Annotated in this window: 16 protein-coding genes and 1 pseudogene; 3 read left to right on the forward strand and 14 right to left on the reverse strand. The window is 65.3% G+C overall.

The features are described 5' to 3' along the window. Positions 1 to 94 precede the first annotated feature (94 nt). From WAQ08_RS13635 to WAQ08_RS13645, 3 genes are all read right to left on the reverse strand, one after another. A complete protein-coding gene (locus WAQ08_RS13635; RefSeq protein ID WP_422192131.1) occupies positions 95 to 721 on the reverse strand; it encodes a sulfite oxidase heme-binding subunit YedZ in 627 nt (208 codons plus the stop codon). Beyond that, positions 721 to 1,716, reverse strand: a complete 996-nt coding sequence (gene msrP / locus WAQ08_RS13640) for a protein-methionine-sulfoxide reductase catalytic subunit MsrP (RefSeq protein ID WP_422192133.1) — start codon at positions 1,714 to 1,716, stop codon at positions 721 to 723. Before msrP ends, WAQ08_RS13635 begins: the two co-directional genes overlap by 1 nt. Before the next feature lie 176 nt (positions 1,717 to 1,892). After that, on the reverse strand, positions 1,893 to 4,538 hold the full coding sequence (locus WAQ08_RS13645; RefSeq protein ID WP_422192134.1) for a DNA topoisomerase III: 2,646 nt from the start codon (positions 4,536 to 4,538) through the stop codon (positions 1,893 to 1,895). 161 nt (positions 4,539 to 4,699) lie between these two features. On the opposite strand from WAQ08_RS13645, the gene WAQ08_RS13650 reads away from it, so the two are divergent. The 3 genes from WAQ08_RS13650 (at position 4,700) to WAQ08_RS13660 (ending at position 6,957) form a co-directional block, all read left to right on the forward strand. Further along, positions 4,700 to 5,230 carry an SET domain-containing protein gene (locus WAQ08_RS13650; protein ID WP_422192136.1) on the forward strand — a complete coding sequence of 177 codons (531 nt, stop codon included), beginning with the start codon at positions 4,700 to 4,702 and terminating at the stop codon, positions 5,228 to 5,230. A 6-nt stretch (positions 5,231 to 5,236) separates the two neighbouring features. Continuing rightward, positions 5,237 to 6,100, forward strand: a complete 864-nt coding sequence (locus WAQ08_RS13655) for a biotin--[acetyl-CoA-carboxylase] ligase (protein ID WP_422192138.1) — start codon at positions 5,237 to 5,239, stop codon at positions 6,098 to 6,100. A 77-nt stretch (positions 6,101 to 6,177) separates the two neighbouring features. Next, on the forward strand, positions 6,178 to 6,957 hold the full coding sequence (locus tag WAQ08_RS13660) for a hypothetical protein (RefSeq protein WP_422192140.1): 780 nt from the start codon (positions 6,178 to 6,180) through the stop codon (positions 6,955 to 6,957). A gap of 31 nt (positions 6,958 to 6,988) precedes the next feature. On the opposite strand, the gene WAQ08_RS13665 is transcribed toward WAQ08_RS13660, so the two are convergent. The 11 genes and pseudogenes from WAQ08_RS13665 to sucC form a co-directional block, all read right to left on the reverse strand. Further along, the gene (locus WAQ08_RS13665) at positions 6,989 to 8,758 is read right to left on the reverse strand and encodes a S8 family peptidase (RefSeq protein ID WP_422192142.1); all 1,770 of its coding nucleotides are present in this window, start codon (positions 8,756 to 8,758) and stop codon (positions 6,989 to 6,991) included. A 166-nt stretch (positions 8,759 to 8,924) separates the two neighbouring features. After that, entirely contained in the window at positions 8,925 to 9,923 is a 999-nt protein-coding gene (gap, locus tag WAQ08_RS13670) for a type I glyceraldehyde-3-phosphate dehydrogenase (protein ID WP_422192143.1), read from the reverse strand. Positions 9,924 to 9,977: 54 nt separating this feature from the next. Beyond that, entirely contained in the window at positions 9,978 to 12,041 is a 2,064-nt protein-coding gene (gene tkt / locus WAQ08_RS13675; protein WP_422192145.1) for a transketolase, read from the reverse strand. A 206-nt stretch (positions 12,042 to 12,247) separates the two neighbouring features. Further along, complete coding sequence (locus tag WAQ08_RS13680) at positions 12,248 to 12,715, reverse strand: pilin (protein ID WP_422192166.1); 468 nt, start codon at positions 12,713 to 12,715, stop codon at positions 12,248 to 12,250. Between the two features lie 273 nt (positions 12,716 to 12,988). Continuing rightward, positions 12,989 to 13,804: an MBL fold metallo-hydrolase gene (locus tag WAQ08_RS13685; protein ID WP_422192147.1), complete on the reverse strand. Its 816-nt coding sequence runs from the start codon at positions 13,802 to 13,804 to the stop codon at positions 12,989 to 12,991. A 41-nt stretch (positions 13,805 to 13,845) separates the two neighbouring features. Further along, complete coding sequence (locus WAQ08_RS13690) at positions 13,846 to 14,673, reverse strand: FHA domain-containing protein (RefSeq protein ID WP_422192148.1); 828 nt, start codon at positions 14,671 to 14,673, stop codon at positions 13,846 to 13,848. Between the two features lie 59 nt (positions 14,674 to 14,732). Continuing rightward, positions 14,733 to 15,536: a Stp1/IreP family PP2C-type Ser/Thr phosphatase gene (locus WAQ08_RS13695; RefSeq protein WP_422192150.1), complete on the reverse strand. Its 804-nt coding sequence runs from the start codon at positions 15,534 to 15,536 to the stop codon at positions 14,733 to 14,735. 25 nt (positions 15,537 to 15,561) lie between these two features. Then, positions 15,562 to 17,070, reverse strand: coding sequence for a serine/threonine-protein kinase (locus WAQ08_RS13700; protein WP_422192152.1), 1,509 nt, complete (start codon positions 17,068 to 17,070; stop codon positions 15,562 to 15,564). Between the two features lie 21 nt (positions 17,071 to 17,091). Continuing rightward, complete coding sequence (locus WAQ08_RS13705; protein WP_422192154.1) at positions 17,092 to 17,793, reverse strand: TerC family protein; 702 nt, start codon at positions 17,791 to 17,793, stop codon at positions 17,092 to 17,094. Between the two features lie 80 nt (positions 17,794 to 17,873). Further along, entirely contained in the window at positions 17,874 to 18,767 is an 894-nt protein-coding gene (gene sucD, locus WAQ08_RS13710; RefSeq protein WP_422192156.1) for a succinate--CoA ligase subunit alpha, read from the reverse strand. Between the two features lie 23 nt (positions 18,768 to 18,790). Next, positions 18,791 to 19,407 (reverse strand): annotated as a pseudogene (gene sucC, locus WAQ08_RS13715) (succinate--CoA ligase subunit beta); the annotation flags it as partial.

A 19,407-nucleotide genomic window follows, 5' to 3' on the forward strand; every position in this document is an offset into this window, starting at 1 on the left:
GCCATGGCGTGAAGGTTGACCAGAACAACCCCAGGCTCGACCCGCTCAAGCCCATGCCTGCCAGCGTGATCACCATGGCATTCCGACAGGTGTCTCAAGCCGGCCGCAGCTTCTGACGCCGACGCCAGAGGCGCCACCCCAGCAGCGCCGCCAGGATCACCGCGTAAACCAGCACCTCGGCCACATCGTTCTTGCCCGACTTTTTCCAGTAGAAGTGCAGCAGCCCCAGCAAGGCCACCGCATAGACCAGCCGATGCAACGCCTGCCAGCGCTTGCCGCCCAGCGCCTTGATCGCGCGGTTGAAGGAGGTCAACGCCAGAGGCGTCATCAGGATCAGCGCCAGCAGTCCCACCAGGATGAAGTTGCGCTTGAGCACATCGCGTACGATGTCATCCAGCACCAGGCCCTTGTCCAGCCAGGCATAGGCCAGGAAGTGCAGCAGCCCGTAGATGAAGGCCGTGACGCCCAACGCGCGCCGGTGGCGCAGCAGGCCAGGCAGGCCGAACACATCGCGCAGCGGAGAGATCGCCAGGGTCAGCCACAGCCAGCGGATCGTCCAGAGGCCGGTGACATGGATCAGCGCCTCGGCCGGGTTCGCGCCCAGTTGATCCGTGGCCGCACGCACGAACAGCCAGGCCAGCGGCAAGGCGCACAGCAGCCACACCAGGGGCTTGGCCCAGGGCTTCAACAGAGCCCGGTTGACGGCCTCGCGCACGCGCATCAATAGAACTTCTTGAGGTCCATGCCGGCGTACATCTGACCGACCTGGGGCCCGTAGCCATTGAACATCAGCGTGGTCTTGCGCGGCGAGAAGAGGCCACCTTCGCCGATGCGGCGCTCGCTGGCCTGGCTCCAGCGTGGGTGGTCCACCTGCGGGTTCACGTTGGAGTAGAAGCCGTACTCCTGCCGATTGGCCTTGGTCCAGGAGGACACCGGCTCCCTCTCGACCAGGCGGATCCTGACGATCGACTTGGCGCTCTTGAAGCCGTACTTCCAGGGCACGACCAGGCGCAGCGGCGCGCCGTTCTGGTTGGGCAGTACCTCGCCGTACAGGCCGAAGGCCATCAGCGTCAACGGGTGCATGGCCTCGTCGATGCGCAGGCCTTCCACGTAAGGCCAGTCGAGCACGCCGGAGCGCACGCCTGGCATCTGCTTCGGGTCGGCCAGGGTGATGAATTCGACATATTTGGCGCGGCTGTTGGGCTCGGCGCGCTTGATCAGCGTCGACAGCGAATACCCCACCCACGGGATCACCATGGACCAGCCCTCCACGCAGCGCAGGCGGTAGATGCGCTCCTCCATCACGGCCAGCTTGAGCAGATCGTCGATGCCCAGTGTCAGCGGCTTGCCCACCTCACCCTCGATGCTGACCGTCCACGGGCGCGTGCGCAGCGTGTGGGCGTTGTCGGCCGGGTCATCCTTGCCGGTGCCGAACTCGTAGAAGTTGTTGTAGGTGGTGATGTCCTGGTAGCTGGTGACCTTGTCCATCGCGATGGCGCCGGGCACCGTGCTGCGCACGCCGGGCAAGGCTGCCAGCTTGCCAGGGCGCTTGACCAGGCTGCCCGAGGCGCCTTGGGCCAGCGCCTGTGCCGGGTTCAGCAAGGCGCCCAGGCCGCCGCCCGCCACCACGGCCGAGCCCAGCGCGGCCTGCGCCATCCAGGTACGTCGCGAGGCGTACACGGCCTGCGGTGTGATCTCGCTGGCCGGGAGTTGCATGCCACTGTCAGGGTGCCAGGGGCTGCGGGAAGGTCTGATGAAAGCCATGGTCGAACTCCGTGACCTGCATTGGTCGCACGACGAGCGCCCACATTACACCGAAGCGCCCAAGGCCGCCGATGCAAGGGCGATCCACAGGCAGATACCCGCGGATGCCCCGGAGTTCCGCAATTGGCTCAGGCCGCCTTCTTGGCTGCAGCCTTCTTCGCGGCCGTTTTCGCAGGGGCCTTGGCCGCACGAGGTTCGAACTCGAAGCCCACCTTGCCTGCCTTGGCGTCCCAGCTCAGGAAGGCCTTGAACTTGCGGCGCGTCTTGTTGGACACGAAGCCATCGAGCAGATCGGTCTTGCCGGTGGCCAGCAGCTTCTCCACCTGCTCGGGCGCGATCGGCTGCTGCAGGATGATCTTGCCGCTCTTGAAGTTGCAACTGGCCTGGCCCACCGAGTTCTCGCACACGTAGTTGGCGCCGTACTCGAAGACCTTGCCGCCGCACTTGGGGCAGGCACCCAGGCTGGTCTGGCCGCTGAAGTCCACGGCCTCACCGGCTTCTTCGTCCTTCTTGGCGTCTTCGCCGAAGTCGAACTCCATCTTCCAGTTGTTCGCTTCGTCGTCGCGCACCAGGCGCAGCTCGGCCGTGAAGGGCCAGCCCGCCTTGGAGCGGAAGCCTTCCAGCGGGCCCACCTTGTGCTGGCTCAGCAACTGCTCCACCTCGGGCAGCTCGAAGCTGCGGCCGGCCGGGATCTTGGTCATCGAGAAACCGCAGCCCGTGCCTTCGTCTGAGCCACCGTGCTTGCCGGTGCAGGTGAAGCGGCGGTAGTTCTCTTTCACCACGCCGCCGCAGTTGGGGCACGGCGTGCCCAGGGTGGCGTAATCACCCGGGATGGTGTCGCGGTCGTATTCCTTGGCCTTCTGCACCACGCGCTGCGTCATCGCGGCGATCTCGGCCATGAAGGCCTCTCGGCTGAGCTGGCCCTTTTCCATCTCCGAGAGCTTGAACTCCCAGTTGCCGGTCAGCTCGGGCTTGGTCAGGTCTTCCACGCCCAGGCCGCGCAGCAGCGTCATCAGCTGGAAAGCCTTGGCCGTAGGGATCAGTTCGCGGCCCTCGCGGTACATGTACTTTTCCAGGATCAGGCCTTCGATGATGGCCGCGCGCGTGGCGGGCGTGCCCAGGCCCTTCTCCTGCATCGCAGCCTTGAGCTCTTCGTCGTCGACCAGCTTGCCGGCGCCTTCCATCGCGCTCAGCAGCGTCGCTTCGGAATAGCGCGCGGGCGGCTTGGTCTTGAGCGCGCTGACGGTAATGTCTTCATTGACCACCTGCTCGCCCGGCTGCACGGCCACCAGGTTGGTGTCGCCGTCTTCACCTTGCGCTTCCTTGCCGTACACCGCCATCCAGCCCGGCTTGACCAGCACCTTGCCGTTGGTCTGGAAGTGGTGATCTACCCCATTGGCCGGCACCTTGGTGATGCGCGTGGTGACCATGAACTCGGCCGACGGGTAGAACACCGCCAGGAAGCGCTTGACGACCATGTCGTAGAGCTTGGCCTCGGCCTCGGTCAGGCTGGTGGGCGCCTGCAGCGTGGGGATGATGGCAAAGTGATCCGACACCTTGGCGTTGTCGAACACGCGCTTGGTAGGCTTGATGTAGCCCTCTTTCAGGGCCTTGGCGGCATGCGGCCCCAGCTCGCGCAGCGGCCCAGGCAGGTTGCCTTCGGCGATCATGCCGACAGTCTGCTGCACCACGCCCAGGTAATCCTCGGGCAGTGCGCGCGAGTCGGTACGCGGGTAGGTCAGGGCCTTGTGCTTTTCGTACAGGGCCTGGGCCAGGCCCAGCGTGGTCTTGGCGCTGAAGCCGAAGCGCGAGTTGGCCTCGCGCTGCAGCGTGGTCAGGTCGTACAGCAGCGGGCTGGCCTGCGTGCTGGGCTTGGCCTCTTCGGTGACGGTGCCGCTCTTGTTGCGCACGGCATCGGCGATGGCCTGGGCCTCATCAGCACTCCAGACACGGTCGGCCTTGAACTCGGCCTCGGCCGAGCCTTCGGGCGCGTTCTTGTCCTTCTTGAAGTTCGGGTTGAACCACTTGCCGTCGTAGCTGCCGGCATCGACGCCGAAGGTGCCCTTGATTTCCCAGTAGTCGCGGAAGATGTGCTTGCGGATCTTCTCTTCGCGCTCGACCACGATGGACAGCGTCGGCGTCTGCACACGGCCCACGGTGGTCAGGAAGAAACCGCCATCGCGCGAGTTGAAGGCCGTCATCGCGCGCGTGCCGTTGATGCCCACCAGCCAATCGGCCTCGGAGCGGCAGCGCGCGGCATCGGCCAGCGGCAGCATCTGCTCGTTGCTGCGCAGCTTGTCGAAACCGTCGCGGATGGCCTGTGGCGTCATGCTCTGCAGCCACAGGCGGCGCACGTCCTTGCCCAGGCCCTTGGCACGCGTGGTGGCGGTGCTGTCCTGCGCGTACTGCGCGATCAGGCGGAAGATCAGCTCACCTTCGCGTCCCGCGTCACACGCGTTGATCAGGGTGTCGACATCCTTGCGCTTGATCAGCTTGACCAGGGCATTGAGGCGGCCCTTGCTCTTGTCGATCGGATTGAGATCGAAGTGCGGCGGGATCACGGGCAGGTGCGTGAAGCTCCACTTGCCGCGCTTGACGTCGAACTCCTCCGGGGCCTTGATCTCGACCAGGTGGCCCACGGCGGAGCTCACCACGTAGTGTTCGCTCTCGAAATACTCTTCGTGCTTCTCGAACTTGCCGTCCACCGGCGTCAATGCGCGCACGATGTCTTGCGCGACGGAAGGCTTTTCTGCGATGACCAGGGCTTTGCTCATGGGCGTGTTTATAGCGTCTGCGCCGGCCTCCGCATGGCCGGGGGGAAATACGTTCTTACAATCAAGGCTCTCGCGTGTATATGCATGCATGTATACGCGTACGTACACGTGCGCACACACGCACACGCGCGCCCACCAATTCAATGTACCCAATCTTGCCCATGTCGCAAGCCAACCCGAAAAATCTGCCTGCCGCCCGGACGGCCTCCGCCAGCGCCGATATCCCCAAGGGCGGGCGCCGCACCCAGGTGCGCGATTCCGGCGTGCACGGCAAGGGCGTCTACGCCATCCGCCCGCTGCACCAGGGCGACACGGTGCTGGAGTACCGCGGCGAGATCATCACCTGGCAGGAGGCACTGGACCGCCACCCGCACGATCCCAGCCAGCCCAACCACACCTTCTACTTCCACCTGGATGACGGCCATGTCATCGACGGCAAGTACCAGGGCAATTCGGCCAAGTGGATCAACCACTCCTGCGCGCCCAACCTGGAGGCCGAGCAGGATGGCAACCGCGTCTTCCTCAAAGCCCTGCGCGACATCGCCCCGGGCGAGGAACTGTTCTTCGACTATGGCCTGGTGATCGACTCGCGCATCACGCCCAGCCTCAAGAAGGACTACGCCTGCTGGTGTGGCTCGCCCGATTGCCGCGGCACCATGCTGGCCATCCGCCGCCGCAAGAAGAAGGCCTGAGCCCCGATGGACGCCGGCATCGCTGACCTGAACCACGCCGCAGAGCAGCTGTGGCTGGCCGCCCAGCCCGACTGGCCCACCTTGTCTGTCGAGGTTCTGCCCGAAGTGGGCTCCACCAATGCCCACGCCCTGGCCCTGGGCCGCGACGGCGCGCGCGACCCTGTGGTGGTGACCGCCTGGCGCCAGACGGCCGGCCGGGGGCGTGCGGGCCGCCAGTGGGACGCCCAGCCTGGCCAGGCCCTCACGCTGACCCTGGCCCTGCCCCTGGCCCTGGCGGACGTGCCTGGTGGCGGCAGCGCCCTGTCGCTGGCCGTGGGCCTGTGGACGGCCCAGGCGCTCGATGCGCTGCGCCCGGCGGCCAGCGCCCCCGCCGTGCAGCTCAAATGGCCCAACGACCTGTGGATCGACGACCGCAAGCTGGCCGGCATCCTGATCGAGGCCATCCAGGGCCCCGGCCTGGCCCCGGAGCAACGCTGGGTGGTGATCGGCCTGGGCCTGAACCTGGCCGGGACCCCGGAAGCCCTGCGCAGTGAGCGCACCGACACCGCCACAGGCTTGGGCCTGCCCCTCACCCCAGGCCAGGCCATGGCCGCCGTGGTGCCCGCCTGGCTGGCCGGCCTGCGCCGCTTCGAACACGAAGGCTTTGCGCCACTGCGCACGGCCTACGATGCCCGGGACACGCTGCGGGGGCGCCCGGTGGCCCTGTGGCGCCACATGCAGGGCGGTGCGGCCGGGAGCGCGGCACCCGATGCCCAAGGCATCGCCCAGGGCGTGGATGAGCAAGGCGCGTTGCTCGTGGACGACGGCCTGGGCGCCCTGCAGCCCTGGAGCATCGGCGAAGTCAGTGTGCGCCCACGTTCCGGGGCCTAGCCCGGCCAACAGCGCCACGGCATCCCCTATGATCCGGGGATCCTCCTGTCCACCGCCTCTGAGGTGACGTTCTCCGTATGCTGCGCGCGCTTGTTGTGGTGTTGATCCTGGCCAACATGGGCTTTTTCGCGTGGCGAGAAGGCTGGCTGGGCGGCCCCTTGAGCCACGCACATGCCGGCCGCGAGCCCGAACGCCTCAAGGCCCAGGTACACCCGGAGCGGCTGGTCGTCGAGCCCCCTGCGGCCGCCAGTGGCCCCGCCACGGGCAAAGATGCAGGCGCCCCTGACGACGCCCCTGCGGCCTCTGAAGCAGGCAGCGCGCCGGCCTCGGGCACGGACGCATCGGCTCGCCCTGCCAACGGTGTCACCACCGGAGGCGCCAGCGCGGTGGCCGTGGCCGCCGGGCCCGTGTGCATGGAAGCTGGTCCCTTCACCCCCGCCGAACAGCGCCAGGTGACGCCGCAACTGGCTCAACTGGCCTCGGGCAGCTGGGCCTTGCAGAACGTGGCCGTGCAGGGCCTGTGGCTGGTCTACATGGGCCCCTATGGCGATGCCGAAGCCCTGAGCCGCAAGCAGGATGAACTGCGCCGCATCCGCGGGCTCAATTTCGAGGAAGTGCGCTCACCGGCCAACCTGGCGATGGGCGTGTCCCTGGGTCGCTACAACCAGGAGGCCCAGGCCCACAACGCCCTGGAAACACTGCGCCAGCGCGGCATCCGCACGGCCCGGGTCGTCACCGTGCGGCCTGCGCAGGACGTGGCCGTGGTGCGCGTGCCCCAGGCCAGCCTGGCGATTCAGCGGGTACTGGCGGGCATGACCCTGCCGGCGGGCAAGGGGTTCGGGGCCTGCAAAGGGTAAACGGCCCATCAGCGGCCATCAAGCAGCAGCCTCAGCGTGACGCACGACGGCGCATGAAGCGCCTTCCCGCCAGCACCGTCATCAGCGCCGCGCCAGCCAGCAGAATGGTTTCATCAAGGGACCCGCCACCACCACCGCCGCCGCCTCCCGTGTTGGACACGGAGCTCGTCGCCACGGGGTTGGCCGGCCGGTCGGCGGCGGCAAACGCCACGGCCTGCACGACCTCGGCGGCGTCGATGTTCTCCGTGGCCACCCCTGGCGCCACATAGCTGGAGGGGGCCGCTGCATAGACCAGGGCTTGCTCCGCATCCAGCATGCCGTGGCCGCAGGTGCTGGTCGAGCACACACAGCGCCCAGGATTGCTGCTGCTGCATGCCCCGATCAGGGACGACACCACATGCGGACGCGCGCTCAAGCGCAGCCCCTGCTCCAGTTGTGCAACGGTCAGGCTTGGATTGACATCCAGCATCAGGCTGAGCACCCCCGCCACCACGGGCGCGGAATAGCTGCTGCCCGCGTGATAGGCGTAGCCGCTGCCACCGGCAGACGTCTGGCCATCGTTGTACACGCCCAGCATGCCGGTATCGGCCACATAGGGCGCCCAGGCACCCGCATCCGACGAGAAGCTGGGATCTCCACCGATCGTCGAGATGAAGACCTCGGCGCCGAAATTCGAATAGGTCGCCTTGAAGCCTTCCCGGTTCAAAGCGGCCACGGTCACCACGCCACTGCAGTTGCCCGGGCGGGAAACCCCATGGTGCTCATTGCCAGCAGCGGCCACCACGATCACACCCAACGCCCTCACCTCGTTGATGGCGTTCTGGTAAGCCTGACCGCAAGCCCCATTGCCGCCAAAGCTGATGTTGATGATCTTGGCAGGGTTGGTGTTGTTGGGCACACCGCTCACGGACAAGCCTGCGGCCCAGCGCATGCCATCGACGATATCGGAAACCGTCGCGCCGCATTTGCCCGCCACCCGCACCGGCAGGATCCGGGCGTTCCAGTTGATGCCCGCGACACCCGTGCCATTGTTGCTGCGCGCCGCCAGGAAGCCCTGAATCACCAGGCCATGCCAGGAGCTACGCTGAACATCACAGCCGGAGAACTCCGCCTGCTGAACCTCCGATGAGGTCACCCAGTCACCCGGATCGGTCGGATCGGCATCACGCCCTCCCCCATCGTTGGCCGAGGCCACCTCGGACACGAAGTCATACCCGGGAAGCACGCGTGCGTTGTCGATGTCGGGATGGTTGAGCTTGCCCGTGTCCAGCACCGCGATGACCGTGCCGTTGGTCTGGAGCTGCCCCGTCGAGGTCTGCCAGGCCAGATCGATGTTCGGCACACCCCGCTGGCGAAGCGTCTTGCTCTGCGCATTGCCGGTAGTCGCACCCTGCAGCCACCATTGCCCCTCGTCGAACAATGACGCGTCGTTGTAATACGGGTCATTCGGTGTCACGACCGCCTGGAGTTTTTCGCGTACATTGGGCTCGACCCACTCGATCTCACCAGAGGCCAGGGCCCGCGCCATGAGGCGTTCCGCCGTCTCCTTCTTGACCCGGGTCGGGAACTGCATCACCGCCGTGTCCGGCCCCATGCTCCGCCAAGGCATCAAGGAGGTGTAGCCCGCGGCGTAGGCCACCCGCCCCAACCGCTTCTGAGGCGTGACAAGCGCTTGAGCCTGCGCCCCTTGCTGCTTCTTGAGTTTGACGATCAGCCCAGACACAGGACGTCCCTCCTGCGCCATCACAGGCAGGGTAAGCCATCCCATCAACACCATCACAGCCAGGCCCTTGCGCGTCACTCGGATCTCCTTGAATTCGGTCGCGCCAGATTATCGGCGGGCGCCCCTTGCCGTGAAGTAGGCGTTACAGGGTGTTCGGCCGTTTGACGGGAAAGTTCAACGCTAAAAACAACAAACGGCCCCGTGGGGCCGTTCGCGTTCAGTGTGGTAACTGATTACTTCGTGGTCACTTGGCCACGACGCGTGCCATTTCCAGCACCTTGTTGGAGTAGCCCCACTCGTTGTCGTACCAGGACACGACCTTCACGAAGGTTTTGTCCAAAGCAATACCGGCTTCGGCATCGAACACCGAGGTGCACGATTCGCCGCGGAAGTCGGTGGCCACCACCTTGTCTTCCGTGTAGCCCAGCACGCCCTTGAGGGCGCCTTGCGACTGGGCCTTCATCTCGGCGGCGATCTCTTCGTAGGTGGCTTCCTTGTTCAGCTCGACCGTCAGGTCCACCACCGACACGTCGGAGGTGGGCACGCGGAAGGCCATGCCGGTCAGCTTCTTGTTCAGCTCGGGGATCACCACGCCCACGGCCTTGGCGGCGCCCGTGCTGGAGGGGATGATGTTCTCCAGGATGCCACGGCCGCCGCGCCAGTCTTTGTTGGAGGGGCCGTCAACCGTCTTCTGCGTGGCGGTGGCAGCGTGCACGGTGGTCATCAGGCCGCGCTTGATGCCCCACTTGTCGTTCAGCACCTTGGCGATCGGGGCCAGGCAGTTGGTGGTGCACGAAGCGTTGGAGATGATGGCCTCGCCCTTGTAGGTGCCATGGTTCACACCGTAGACGAACATCGGGGTGTCGTCCTTCGAAGGGGCCGACAGGATCACCTTCTTGGCGCCGGCCTTCAGATGGGCCTCGGCGGTTTCCTTGGTCAGGAACAGACCAGTCGATTCGACCACCACGTCGGCGCCGACTTCGTCCCATTTCAGATCGGCGGGGTTCTTCACGGCGGTCAGGCGGATGCGCTTGCCGTTGACGATCAGGGTGTTGCCATCGACCGAGACTTCGCCCTTGAAGCGGCCGTGCACGCTGTCGTACTTCAGCATGTAGGCCAGATAGTCGGGCTCGAGCAGGTCGTTGATGCCGACGACTTCGATGTCGCTGAAGTTCTGGACAGCGGCGCGGAACACCATGCGGCCAATGCGGCCGAACCCGTTGATACCGATCTTGATGGTCATGTCAGTTCTCTCTTGAAGAATTGAAATTGCAGGAAAACGAATGCGTTGGCAGGATCAGCGCGAGGCCTTGCGACGGGCCAGGCCCAGCGCCACCTTGACGGTGTCCACCACGTTCTGGGTGGTGAAGCCGAAGTGCTTGAACAGCACGTTGGCCGGGGCCGATTCGCCATAGGTGTCGAGGCCGACCACGGCGGCGCAGCCGTACTTCCACCAGCCGTCGGTCACGCCGGCTTCGACGGCGATGCGGGGCAGGCCGGCGGGCAGCACGGACTTCTTGTAGGCCTCGGGCTGGCGGTCGAACACGGTGGTCGAGGGCATGGACACCACGCGCACGGCGATGCCCTCCTTGGCCAGCTCGGCCTGGGCATGCAGGGCCAGTTGCACTTCGGAGCCGGTGGCGATGATCACGCCCTGGGCCTTCTTGCGCAGGCCCACCTCGGCGGGCTCTGCCAGCACGTAGCCACCCTGGGTGATCACGTCGGCGTCGGTCTTGGGCGCATAGGGCAGGTTCTGACGCGACAGCAGCAAAGCGCTGGGGCGGTGCTTGTTGGCCAGGGCGATGGTCCAGGCCACGGCGGTTTCGGCCGTGTCGGCAGGACGCCAGACGTCCAGGCCAGGGATCAGGCGCAGGCTGGCGGCGTGCTCCACCGATTGGTGGGTGGGGCCATCCTCGCCCAGGCCGATGGAATCGTGCGTGAACACGTGGATCACGCGCTGCTTCATCAGCGCGGCCATGCGGATGGCGTTGCGGCTGTAGTCGCTGAAGGTCAGGAAGGTGCCGCCGTAGGGGATGAAGCCACCGTGCAGGGCCACGCCGTTCATGATGGCAGCCATGCCGAACTCGCGCACACCGTAGTTGATGTGGCGGCCAGGCTTGCCGTCTTCGGTCAGCACCACGGCGCCTTGCTCATCGAAGCGCAGGGGCGGCGTGCTCTTGGTGTTGGTGAGGTTCGAGCCGGTCAGGTCGGCGCTGCCGCCCAGCAGTTCGGGCAGCGCGGCGGTGAAGAACTCCAGCGCGATCTGGCTGGCCTTGCGGCTGGCGACCGTCTCGGCCTTGTCGTGCGCGGCACCCACGGCGTTCACGGCGATCTCGGCGAAGTTGGCGGGCAGCTCGCCAGCCATGCGGCGCGTGAACTCAGCGGCCAGACTGGGGTGCGCGGCCTGGTAGGCAGCGAAGCGCTGGTTCCAGTCGTCGACCAGCAGTTGGCCTTCGGCCTTGGCATTCCAGTCGGCATAGACCTCTTCGGGGAACACGAAGGGCTCATGCGCCCAGCCGATGGCTTCGCGGGTCAGGGCGATTTCTTCGGCACCCAGCGGCTCGCCGTGGGCCTTGGCCGTGTTGGCGCGGTTGGGTGAGCCCTTGCCGATGGCCGTCTTGCAGACGATCAGCGTGGGCTTGGTGGCGCTCTGCTTGGCCTGGGCGATAGCGGCGTCCACCTCGTCGGCGTCATGGCCGTCGATCAGGTCGATCACGTCCCAGCCGTAGGCCTCGAAGCGCTTGGGCGTGTCGTCGATGAACCAGGGCGCGACCTTGCCGTCGATCGAGATGCCGTTGTCGTCGTACAGCGCGATCAGCTTGTTGAGCTTCCAGGCGCCGGCCAGGGCGGCGGCCTCGTGGCTGATGCCTTCCATCAGGCAGCCGTCGCCCAGGAAGACATAGGTGTGGTGGTTGACGACGGCGTGGCCATCGCGGTTGAACTCGGCGGCCAGCAGCTTCTCGGCCAGCGCGAAGCCCACGGCGTTGGTGACGCCCTGGCCCAGCGGGCCGGTGGTGGTCTCGACGCCAGGCGTGTAGCCGACTTCAGGGTGGCCCGGGGTCTTGCTGTGCAGCTGGCGGAAGTTTTTCAGCTCATCAACCGACAGGTCGTAGCCGGTCAGGTGCAGCAGCGCGTACAGCAGCATCGAGCCGTGGCCGTTGGACAGCACGAAGCGGTCACGGTCGGCCCATTGCGGCTGAGAGGGGTGGTGGCGCAGGTGGCGGCCCCACAGAGCCACAGCGATGTCGGCCATGCCCATCGGGGCGCCGGGGTGACCAGAGTTGGCTTGCTGGACGGCGTCCATCGCCAGCGCGCGGATGGCGTGGGCCATGGCGGCGGCGTTCTTGGTGGTGTCGGGCATGATAAGGAAGCTAGCAGGCGGCCAAATCCGAATAGTTTAACCGGTTGTCCGTCTTAGCTCCCTTCAGCACTTCGCGGCCCTTACTCAGCCATACACATTGACAAGGCAACCTTGTTGGATCCAGCCTTCTTGCCGCCTAAGAACTATTGTTCCTTCAAAAGCAATAGGGGCCCATAGGCCCCTATATCGAAGTATAAGATCAGAGCTTACGGGCAAGCAGCAGCGTTATTCTTTTTGATTGCCAAAATAGCGGCAGCATTTGTGATCGTCGTGCTATTGCACCAGGAAACACTACCGTCATTCATAGTAGGCGTCATCACGATATTCAAACCATCTACGCCCGTACCGATCCCAGTTCCCATGGTCAAGGTAACCACACCGTTTGCGCCAGCAGAGGCAGAAGCAACTTCTTTGGTCGCAGTGAAAGTAGGAATATTCGCTGCTGCCGTTGCCGTCGTACAAGCAGTCAGCACACCTCCAGCCTCCTGCCCACACAAGCCCACGGCCTGTTTGACGGGATCAACAGAAGACATGGCCACGCCGAGCTTAGACTTGATTGTGTAGTTTTGGTACTGCGGAATAGCCACAGCAGCCAGGATACCGATGATCGCCACGACGATCATCAGTTCAATCAGCGTGAAGCCTTGCTGCAGGTTCTTGCGGTCGCGTTGCATGTTCATTTGAAACTCCTTCAATGGCCGCGAGGCCAGGATTGTGAGGTGCTTGGTCTACCCGGGGCCGGATTGACCGCCGTGCTTTCCTTAGAGCAGCCCCTGTGCCAACCCCGCATTCGCGGGAAGGGCGAGAAATTCATCACGTTTACCCGAAAATCAATGCCCTAAAAGTGACATCTGTTTACGCACCTGCCCGATCGGGTCGACATTTTTTGTCGCTTCGGTCGCTGCGGGCCTGACAAGCTTTGTCAGTGCGACGGAATTTGCAACTGGTTAAGTCGACCCCGTTGGGGCGCCAAACCGCTGCCCTTCCCGCAGAGGTTCGATCCGGTGCTGACTGTCCAGCGCACGGATCTGCGACAACACGGCCGGCACTTCACCCGGTTTGGGATGCGTGATGTAGACACTCACCTGACCATCCAGCTGCACAAGTTCCTTGGCCAGAGACTGGGGCGACAGGTGCCCACTGATGTCCGCCAGGTGGGCTTCGTCATTGCCGAACGCGGTCTCGATCACTAGCTGCGCGATCCGCTCGCCCGCCAGCACTTTCCACAATTCGGGATTCGGCCCCGTGTCACCACTGTAGACCCACAGGCCTTGCGGCGTCTCAACCCCGAAACCCACGCCGGGCACCGTGTGCTTGGCCGGCAATACGCGCACCTTGCGTTGCGACTGCCCGCCACGCGCCGGGAACTTCAGCACGTCGCCGATGTTGAACGGGTGCAGGCTGAGGATGGGGTGCGCCGCGCTCGGCAGCCGCGAAAAATCCGGCCAGATCACGCCATTGAGGATGTGCGCCTTGATGGCCTCCAGCGTCTGCGGCAGGCCATGCACCTGGATCGGCCTCAGGCTGCTCAGATCACCCTGCGCCATGCGCAGCTTGATCACGCTGTCGGCCAGCAAGGGCACACTCAGGATGTGGTCCAGGTGGCTGTGGCTGAGCAAGATGTGGTCGATGCGGGCGAGTTCGTCCAGCCGCAACTCACCCACGCCGCTGCCGGCGTCGATCAGGATGTCGTCGTCCAGCAGGAAGGAGGTGGTGTGGCAACGGGCCGCGATCGACCCATGGCAACCAAGAACGCGGATCATGAGGCGACTCCTGCGGCCGTGATGCGGTGGCCGCGCGAGGTTCAGGCCTGGACGAACTGCATCTGCGTGCCGGCCAGCTCGATGACGTCGCCGTTCTTGAGCTGCACCGGATCACCGGCCACGGAAGATCCATTCACCGACGGGCGCGCCGAACCTTCCACATGGGCGAACACGTAGCCACCCGGTCGTTTGGTGATGGAGGCCACCTGCACGCCAGGCTTGCCCACCGTCGTCACCACCTTGGTCAGTTGCACTTCCCGGCCAGCCGCGGCGCCATTGAGCACCTTGATGGACGCTGGCGTCTGCGCACCCAGGGCACCGAAACCCGTGCCGAAACCCGTGGGCGATGCGGAAGGCGGCGCGGCCACGGGTGCCACCACTGCCGCAGCCTGGTAACTCGCCACGGGGCTGGCCGCCACCGGCGCCAGCGCGGCCAGCATGGACGGCGCGGCGCCGACAGGCGCGCCCAAACCACCTGGCATGGTCATCGGAGAAGGCGCTGCCGGTCGTTGCCCGGCGCCGACGCCAGCGAAACCGCCACCGCCCGGCCGCATGACCATGGTCTTCTCGAACTCGTCGCTCGTCTCGACCAGGTACTTGATCTTGTACTTGCCGATCTCGACCGTGTCGTTGTGCTGCAGCAGCTGCTTCTTGACGGCCTTGCCGTTGATGTACGTGCCGTTGGTGGAGTTCAGGTCTTCGATGAAGACGTCCTGCCCCACCAACTGCATGATGGCGTGCTCACCGCTGACCGCCAGGTTGTCGATCACGATGTCGTTGTAGGGACGGCGGCCGAGGGAGGTCTTGTCCTTCGTGATCTGGACTTCCTTGATGACGACCCCGTCGAGCGAGACGACCAGCTTTCCCATGCGGAACCTCTTGGGTATTGGGTTTTGATTCGGGTTTTGGAAATGGGAGACGTGAAACGCTAGGCGCCACCACCCAACCGTCGGAACGGCCACCATGCCTTGGGCGGCTGTTCGACGGCTCCCTGGGCGCGGGTCAGCGTCACGGCAATATTATCCCGCCCGCCGGCGGCGTTGGCGGCTTCTATCAGCGCCGCGCCCGCCTGCATCAGGTTGGTGTGGTGACTTGTCAGCACTTCTGCGATCTGGCGGTCGTCCAGCATGTCGGACAGCCCGTCGGAGCACATCAGGATGATGTCGCCACTTTGCAACTCGTGCACACGGGTTTCGAGCAAGACGTAGTCCTCCACCCCCACGGCGCGCGTGACCAGGTTCTTGTTGGCGGACACGGCGGCTTGTTCGGGGGTCAGGATACCTGCGTCGATTTGTTCCTGCAGTAACGAATGGTCTCGGGTGATCTGCTGCAGTTCACCCTGGCGCCAGCGGTACGCCCGCGAATCCCCGATATGGCCGACCAGCACACGCCCGGGCCGGAACACCGACAGGACCAGTGTGGTGCCCATGCCCGCATAGGTGGGGTTGGAGTGGGCGGCACTGAAGATGGCGCGGTTGGCGTTGTCCACGCAGATGTCCATCGCGCGCTTGACGTCCACGTCGGACGCCGTGGTCGAGGCCTGGGCCAGCCAGCGCACCAGCTCGGCGCTGATGAACTCGCAGGCCATCTGGCTGGCCACCTCGCCGGCGTTGTAGCCACCCATGCCGTCGGCCAGCACGACAACGCCCCCCGGGGCGTCCACCGCCACCGAATCCTCGTTGTTCGTCCTGACGCGTCCCGTGTCGGTTTGACTGAAGAACTCGAAGTCCATGGCTGCGATTGTCCCCGGTTTCCGATCAGCTCAGGTCCAGATCGACCGACTGCGACTGCATCGCCTGGGCCACGGCCCGCAGGTCTTCGGCCATCTGCTGCCCGTCGGCATAGCGGGTGTTGGGGTGCTTCTGCAATGCCAGCGCCACCACATCGCCCAGCGCGCGGGGCACCTCGGGGCGGATATCGCTCACGTGGGGCACGGGATCCTGGGCGATGGCCCGCATCAGCACGGCCATGGAGTCATTGCGGTAGGGCAACTGGCCCGTGAGCAGCTGGAAGAAGGTGACGCCCAGCGAGTACAGGTCCGATCGGCCGTCGATGTTCTGGCCGGCCAGTTGCTCCGGCGACATGAAGGTGGGCGTGCCCAGGACCACGCCGGTGCGGGTGCGGGCGGCATCGGCCACACGCGCCACGCCGAAATCCATCACCTTCACCACGTCGCGGTTCAGGTCGACCATGATGTTGCCGGGTTTGATGTCGCGGTGGGTGACGCCACGGGTGTGGGCGTAGGCCAGTGCCGCCGCCACCCGGGCCATGATGGGAATCAGGTGCGCCAGCGGCAGCAGGCGGTCGGGCGAGGTGTAGTCACTGAGGTCGGTGCCCTCGACCAGCTCCATCGCGATGAAGGCCAGGCCGTTTTCCTCACCGGCATCGATGATGCTGACGATGTCCGGGTACTCCAGGCGCCCGGCCATCTCGGCTTCGCGCAGGAAACGCGCGCGCGCATCGACCAGGTCGCTGCCGCTGAACTCCTGGGCCAGGGCCATGGTCTTGAGCGCCACGCGGTGGTCGGTGGCCGGGTCGTAGCCCAGGTAGACCGCGCCCATGGCGCCTCGGCCGATCTCCTTGTCGACCAGGTACTTGCCCAGTTGCCGCTTGGTGACCTGCGGCATGGGCTGGGCCGGCACCGTTCCCCAGGTGTTCACGGTGGCGTTCTGCGCCAGGCCGCGGGCGCGCATCAGGCGCAATTTGACGTCCCGCCAGTGCGGATCGATGTCGGCCATGTGCTCGTACACGTCGCGGGCGGCGTCGAAACGCTGGTCGCGCTCGAAGGCCAGGGCAATGCGTTCGAGCGTTTCCAGGCAGGCAGCCTGGTGCTCCGGCTCGGGGCGGAAGCCCTTGAGCGTCTCCCAGGCCTTGTCGGCCGGGCCGTCCTGCAGATCGCGCAGGGCGCGCTCCAGGCGCTGACGGTCCGGCGATTCAGGCGGCAGTGACGAGGGCCCGAAATCGCTGCCGATCTCGGACGGGTAGTCGGACACGGGCGCGCTGTTCTGGAAGTGCAGGTAGGACAGCACCGTTTCGGGGCCTGTGTCCTCCGTGCGCGGCCGCGCCGGGCGGATCGGCTGGGTGGACACGCCGGAGGCGGTGGTGCCCGCGTTGCGCGAAACCATGGGCCGGGTGGCGGCCGGGCGGGTGGACGCGGCAAAGCCCGATGAGCGGCTGCGCACGGGCGGTCGCCGGTTGTTCCGAACCATCCACAGGGCCAGCATCACCGCGACACCGACCAGCAACAGCACCACCCACCAGATCATGAGCGCCCCCTTGCCCTTGGATTACGTTCCGGCAGCCTGGCGCCGGGCCAGCATGGCCCCCACCAGGTACACCAGGATCGCGCCGGCTGCCCCCCACACATAACGCATGGTGTCGGACACCGCCACATAAGGTGCCAGCACCGGATCGGACACGGCCAGCGTGCCAGCGATCCAGCCCAGCAGCATGCCACCGGCGGTGATGATCACCGGGAAGCGGTCCATCATCTTGAGCACCAGGCTGCTGCCCCACACGATGATCGGAATGCTCACGATCAGGCCGAAGACGACCAGGGCCATCTGGTGGCCCTCATGGCCGCCCGAACCCTGGGCTGCGCCCGCGATGCCGATGACGTTGTCCACGCTCATCACGAAGTCGGCAATGATGATGGTCTTGACAGCGCCCCACAGGCGGTCGCTGCCCTTGATGTCGCCATGCCCGTCATCCTCGGGGATGAGCAGTTTGACGCCGATCCACAGCAGCAGGGCCGCGCCCACCAGCTTGAGGTAGGGCAACGCCAGCAGCGACATGGCGAAGAAGATCAGAATGACGCGCAGGCCGATGGCGCCCAGCGTGCCCCACAGGATGCCCCGGCGGCGCAGTTCCGGCGGCAGATTGCGGCAGGCCAGCGCGATGACCACGGCGTTGTCGCCACCCAGCAGGATGTCGATCATGATGATCTGGCCAACGGCGAGCCAGAAATCGGGCGTCAGTAAGGCGTCCATGTCTCAAAACAACAAACAAAAAAGCAGCCCCGGAAGTGTAGGGGCTGCTTGTGAGGAACGATGAGATTAATTGCGGGGGCTTACAGCAGGCCCTTGAGCAATTTGCCCATCTCAGACGGGTTGCGGGTGACGGTGAAACCACAGTCTTCCATGATGGCGAGCTTGGCATCGGCCGTGTCGGCACCACCGGAGATCAGCGCACCGGCGTGGCCCATGCGCTTGCCCGGGGGGGCGGTGACACCAGCGATGAAGCCGACGATGGGCTTCTTCATGTTGGCCTTGCACCACTGGGCGGCTTCGGCCTCGTCAGGGCCACCGATCTCGCCGATCATGATCACGGCGTCCGTGTCCGGATCGTCGTTGAAGGCCTTCATCACGTCGATGTGCTTGAGGCCGTTGATCGGGTCGCCACCGATGCCGACGGCGCTGGATTGACCCAGGCCGAGCTCAGTCAGCTGCGCCACGGCTTCATAGGTCAGCGTGCCGGAGCGGCTGACCACGCCGATGCGGCCCTTGCGATGGATGTGGCCGGGCATGATGCCGATCTTGATCTCGTCGGGCGTGATCAGGCCGGGGCAGTTGGGGCCCAGCAGCAGCGTCTTCTTGCCGCCGGCGGCTTCCTTGGCCTTCATCTTGTTGCGCACTTCCAGCATGTCGCGCACGGGGATGCCTTCGGTGATGGCGATCACCAGGTCCAGGTCGGCCTCGACGGCTTCCCAGATGGCAGCGGCAGCGCCTGCGGGCGGCACGTAGATCACGGACACGGTGGCGCCGGTCTGCGTGGACGCTTCCTTGACGGAGGCGAAGATGGGGATGTCGGAGAACTTCTCGCCGGCCTTCTTGGGGTTCACGCCGGCGACGAAAGCGTTCTTGCCGTTGGCATAGGCCTGGCAACCGAGGGTGTGGAACTGACCGGTCTTGCCCGTGATGCCCTGGGTGATGACCTTGGTGTCCTTGTTGATGAGAATGCTCATGATGGTCTCGATTCCTTGGGCGATTACTTGACGGCGGCCACGATCTTGGTGGCTGCTTCAGCCATCGTGTCCACGCTGATGATGGGCAGACCGGAGTCCGCCAGCATCTTCTTGCCCAACTCTTCGTTGGTGCCCTTCATGCGCACCACCAGGGGCACGTTCAGGTTCACGGCCTTGCAGGCGGTGATGACGCCATCGGCGATGGTGTCGCACTTCATGATGCCGCCGAAGATGTTGACCAGGATGCCCTTGACCTTGGGGCTCTTGAGCATGATCTTGAAGGCTTCGGTGACCTTCTCGGCCGTGGCGCCACCGCCCACATCGAGGAAGTTGGCCGGCTCGCCGCCGAACAGCTTGATGGTGTCCATGGTGGCCATGGCCAGGCCGGCGCCGTTGACCAGGCAGCCGATGTTGCCGTCGAGCTGGATGTAGGCCAGGTCGAACTTGGAGGCCTCGACTTCGGCCGGGTCTTCTTCGTCCAGGTCGCGGTAGGCCACGATCTCGGGGTGGCGGAACAGCGCGTTGCTGTCGAAGTTGAACTTGGCGTCCAGGGCGATCACGTTGCCCTTGCCGTCGCGGTTCAGCGGGTTGATTTCAACCAGCGACGCGTCGGTTTCCATGTAGCACTGGTACAGCTTCT

The organism is Aquabacterium sp. (assembly GCF_049274795.1).
Lineage (GTDB): Bacteria > Pseudomonadota > Gammaproteobacteria > Burkholderiales > Burkholderiaceae_C > Aquabacterium.